Here is a 3,940-nt window from a genome sequence, read left to right on the forward strand (position 1 = left end):
ATATGGCTGTCACGCTGACTGAAGCTGCCGCACGGCACGTCACCCGCTACCTCACCAAACGCGGTAAAGGCGTCGGGGTGCGCTTGGGCGTCAAGACCACTGGCTGCTCTGGCCTGGCTTACAAATTGGAATACGTCGACGAGATTGAGCCCGAAGACCTCGTCTTTGAAGACCATGGCGTCAAGGTGTTGGTGGAGCCGAAGAGCTTTGCTTACCTGGACGGAACAGAACTTGATTTTGTCCGCGAAGGCCTTAACGAAGGCTTCAAGTTCAACAACCCGCGTGAGCGTGATCGCTGCGGTTGCGGAGAGTCGTTTCGGGTATGAATCTTCAGTCGAGCGATTTCGAACTCTTCGGTATTCCTTCCCAATTTGCCCAGGATCGCGCGGCCATTGACGCCCGCTGGAAAGACCTGCAGCGCGAGGCGCACCCGGACAAGTTTGCAGCGCAGGGTGCAGCGGCTCAGCGCATTGCGATGCAATGGTCAGTGCGCATCAATGAAGCCTACCAGCGGCTCAAAGACCCGCTCAAACGCGCGGCCTATTTGTGCGAATTGAACGGCGCCCCGGTGAATGCTGAAAACAATACAGCCATGCCTGCCGTGTTTTTGATGCAGCAGATGGAATGGCGCGAGTCCCTCGATGAAGCGCAAACCAGTGACGATCTTGAAGCCATCGGTGCGCAAGTGGCGCAGGCCCGCAAAGAGACAATGCAAAAATGCGGCCTGCTGCTGGATGTAAATCATGACTTTGCCGGTGCAGTGCAGCAGGTGAGGGCGCTGATGTTCATAGAACGCTTTGCCAGCGATGTGGATGCCCGCCTCGATCAAATGGACACTGCAGTCCGGGGACAATAGCGCCTCAATTTATAAAAAATATTCATGGCGCTTTTACAAATATCTGAACCCGGTCAAACCCCTAACCCGCACGAGCGTCGCATCGCTGTGGGCATTGATCTGGGTACCACCCATTCACTTGTGGCCTCGGTGCGCCACGGCGTCGCCGAGTGCCTGCCCGACGACCAGGGTCGCATCCTCTTGCCCTCGGTGGTGCGTTACCTTGAAGGTGGTGGCCGCAAAGTTGGTTTTGAAGCCCAAGCCGCGCTGGCCTCGGACGCCGAGAACACCATCGCCTCGGTCAAGCGCTTCATGGGCCGTGGGTTGAAAGACGTCATCGGGCACGCCCGCTTGCCTTACCGGTTTGTCGATCACCCCGGAATGTTGGGTATTCAGACCGTGCACGGAGAAAAATCTCCGGTGGAAGTGAGTGCCGATATTTTGGCCACCTTGCGCTACCGCGCTGAAGACACGTTTGGCGATGATCTGTTTGGCGCCGTCATTACCGTACCCGCTTACTTTGACGATGCCCAACGACAGGCCACCAAAGACGCCGCGCAACTGGCCGGCCTCAATGTGCTGCGCCTTATCAACGAGCCCACCGCTGCGGCTATCGCCTACGGCTTGGACAACGGCAGCGAAGGGGTTTACGCTATTTACGACCTGGGTGGCGGCACGTTTGACATCTCGATCCTGCGGCTGACCCAAGGTGTTTTTGAAGTCGTTGCCACTGGCGGCGACTCTGCGCTGGGCGGTGACGATTACGACCACGCTTTGTCTGATTGGGTCTTGGCGCAATGCGGCTTGCAGGCGCTCACCGCAGCTGATAAAGCCGCCGTCAAGGTGGCTGCCCGCGCTTGTAAAGAAGCCTTGTCTGCTACTGAATCAATAGCATTTAGCGCAGATATGACGGGGACTAGCGTTGTATTTGATGTAAACATTTCGCAGTTTGATGAAGTTACAAGTGGCTTGACCGCTCGCACACTTGCTGCCGTTCGCAAGGTTCTGCGTGATGCCAGGCTGACCGTCGATGACGTCAAAGGCGTCGTCATGGTTGGTGGCTCTACCCGCATGCCGCAAATTCAACGCGAAGTGGCCAAGTTCTTTGGCCGTGCTCCGTTGACCAACCTCAACCCCGATGAAGTAGTGGCGCTGGGAGCTGCCATACAAGCCAACCAGTTGGCTGGCAATAACACCAGCGGTGATTTGTTGCTCCTCGACGTCATTCCCTTGTCGCTCGGTATTGAGACCATGGGTGGCTTGGTTGAGCGCATCGTGCCCCGCAATGAAACCATACCCACCGCCAAGGCACAAGATTTCACGACCTACAAAGATGGTCAAACCGCGCTGGCACTGCATGTCGTGCAAGGCGAGCGCGACCTGGTTTCCGACTGCCGTAGTCTGGCCCGTTTTGAACTGCGCGGCATCCCGCCGATGGCGGCCGGTGCTGCACGTATCCGAGTCACGTTTACTGTGGATGCAGATGGTTTGCTGAATGTCAGCGCCAAAGAGCAGATCAGTGGCGTCGAAGCCCGCATTGATGTCAAACCATCTTATGGTTTGGGTGACGATCAGATTGCCAAAATGCTTCAAGAAAGCTTCACTACAGCGGACGCCGACATGAAAACCCGTGCGTTGGTCGAAGCGCGAGTCGATGGCGACCGGATGCTGCTGGCCACCCAAAGCGCGCTCGCCGCCGATGCCGATTTGTTATCAGGCGAAGAATTGTCTGAGATTGATGCATTGATGGCCGCCGTCACCGCCGCTCGCTCGCTGGAAGATGCCGCCCCAATAGAAGCCGCCACGCAGACGCTTGCCAAAGGCACTGAAGCCTTTGCCGCCATGCGGATGAACCGGGGCATTCAAAAAGCACTGGCCGGAAAAAATATTGAGACGGTCTGACTCCGACTTACCTGAAAGAACCCATGCCCATCATCAGAATCCTGCCGCACCCTGAGTATTGTCCTCAAGGCGCTGAAATTTCGGCGCCGTCTGGCACCTCAATTTGCGAAGCCTTGCTGGACAACCACATCAGTATTGAGCACGCCTGCGACATGGTGTGCGCCTGCACCACTTGCCACGTCATCGTGCGGGAAGGGTTTGTTTCGCTCAATGAACTCGATGAAAACGAGGAAGATTTGTTGGATCGCGCTTGGGGCCTGGAGCCCAATTCGCGGCTGAGCTGCCAAGCGATTCTGGCGCAAAAAGATATCGTGGTGGAGATTCCAAAATACTCCATCAACCACGCCAAAGAAGTTCACTCAACGTAACTTTCACCATGCGTCAAATTTTTCTGGATACTGAAACCACGGGTTTGTCTGCCGATAACGGCGACCGTGTGATCGAGATTGGCTGTGTTGAACTTTTCAACCGAAAGCTCACTGGCAACAACAAACATTTCTACCTGAACCCCGGGCGTGATAGCCACGAAGAGGCGCTCAAGGTTCACGGCATCACCACAGAATTTTTGAAAGACAAGCCCAAGTTTGCGGCTGTGGCCGATGAATTTCTGGCCTATCTGCAAGATGCTGAGATCGTCATTCATAACGCTACCTTCGACGTTGGTTTTCTGAATAAAGAACTCGAGTTGATTGGCCGTCCGCGTTTTAAGGACTATGTGGCCAGCGTGACCGACACACTGGTCATGGCCAAGGAAATGTTCCCAGGCAAACGCAACTCATTGGATGCTCTGTGTTCCCGTCTGGGTGTTGATAATTCTGGGCGTACATTGCACGGTGCGCTGCTTGACGCCGAACTCTTGGCTGATGTCTACATCAACCTCACACGCGGTCAAGACGCCTTGTTGATCGATGCCGGCTCTGAGGAAAGTACTGGCCCCACCGTGGTACAGATTGACCTGAGCACCATTGTGCTGCCCGTGTTGGCAGCGAATGATCTGGAAGTCTCCGCCCATGACGATGTACTCAAACAGATTGATAAATCCAGTGGTGGTAAAACCATTTGGTCCTTAGCAGCTTAAAAAATAAGGCATAATAGTAGGCTTACCTGAAAAGAATTCAGGGCGATTAGCTCAGGGGTAGAGCACTGCATTCACACTGCAGGGGTCGCAAGTTCGAAACTTGCATCGCCCACCAAAATCTTCAA

The 3,940-nt window shown here is 55.1% G+C and carries 5 protein-coding genes and 1 tRNA gene; all 6 read left to right on the forward strand.

The annotated features are described in order from the left end of the window. Positions 1-2 precede the first annotated feature (2 nt). The 6 genes from iscA to WCG50_RS18025 all read left to right on the forward strand — a co-directional run bounded on the left by iscA (position 3) and on the right by WCG50_RS18025 (position 3,930). The gene (iscA, locus tag WCG50_RS18000) at positions 3-326 is read left to right on the forward strand and encodes an iron-sulfur cluster assembly protein IscA (RefSeq protein WP_336900973.1); all 324 of its coding nucleotides are present in this window, start codon (positions 3-5) and stop codon (positions 324-326) included. Next, positions 323-856 carry a Fe-S protein assembly co-chaperone HscB gene (gene hscB, locus WCG50_RS18005; protein WP_336900974.1) on the forward strand — a complete coding sequence of 178 codons (534 nt, stop codon included), beginning with the start codon at positions 323-325 and terminating at the stop codon, positions 854-856. Before iscA ends, hscB begins: the two co-directional genes overlap by 4 nt. A 24-nt stretch (positions 857-880) precedes the next feature. Next, on the forward strand, positions 881-2,737 hold the full coding sequence (hscA, locus tag WCG50_RS18010; RefSeq protein ID WP_336900975.1) for a Fe-S protein assembly chaperone HscA: 1,857 nt from the start codon (positions 881-883) through the stop codon (positions 2,735-2,737). A 23-nt stretch (positions 2,738-2,760) separates the two neighbouring features. Further along, a complete protein-coding gene (gene fdx, locus WCG50_RS18015; protein WP_336900976.1) occupies positions 2,761-3,105 on the forward strand; it encodes an ISC system 2Fe-2S type ferredoxin in 345 nt (114 codons plus the stop codon). An 8-nt stretch (positions 3,106-3,113) separates the two neighbouring features. Beyond that, positions 3,114-3,815 (forward strand): DNA polymerase III subunit epsilon, encoded by a 702-nt coding sequence (gene dnaQ, locus WCG50_RS18020; protein WP_336900977.1) that lies wholly within the window; start codon positions 3,114-3,116, stop codon positions 3,813-3,815. A 40-nt stretch (positions 3,816-3,855) separates the two neighbouring features. Further along, positions 3,856-3,930, forward strand: a tRNA-Val gene (locus WCG50_RS18025). Positions 3,931-3,940 lie beyond the last annotated feature (10 nt).

This window comes from Rhodoferax sp. (genome assembly GCF_037143375.1).
Classification (GTDB): Bacteria; Pseudomonadota; Gammaproteobacteria; order Burkholderiales; family Burkholderiaceae_C; genus Rhodoferax.

Coding starts and splice junctions, on each gene's coding strand:
- dnaQ (WP_336900977.1), top strand. CDS start 3,114: ATGCGTCAAATTTTTCTGGATACTGAAACCACGGGTTTGTCTGCCGAT.
- hscB (WP_336900974.1), top strand. CDS start 323: ATGAATCTTCAGTCGAGCGATTTCGAACTCTTCGGTATTCCTTCCCAA.
- hscA (WP_336900975.1), top strand. CDS start 881: ATGGCGCTTTTACAAATATCTGAACCCGGTCAAACCCCTAACCCGCAC.
- iscA (WP_336900973.1), top strand. CDS start 3: ATGGCTGTCACGCTGACTGAAGCTGCCGCACGGCACGTCACCCGCTAC.
- fdx (WP_336900976.1), top strand. CDS start 2,761: ATGCCCATCATCAGAATCCTGCCGCACCCTGAGTATTGTCCTCAAGGC.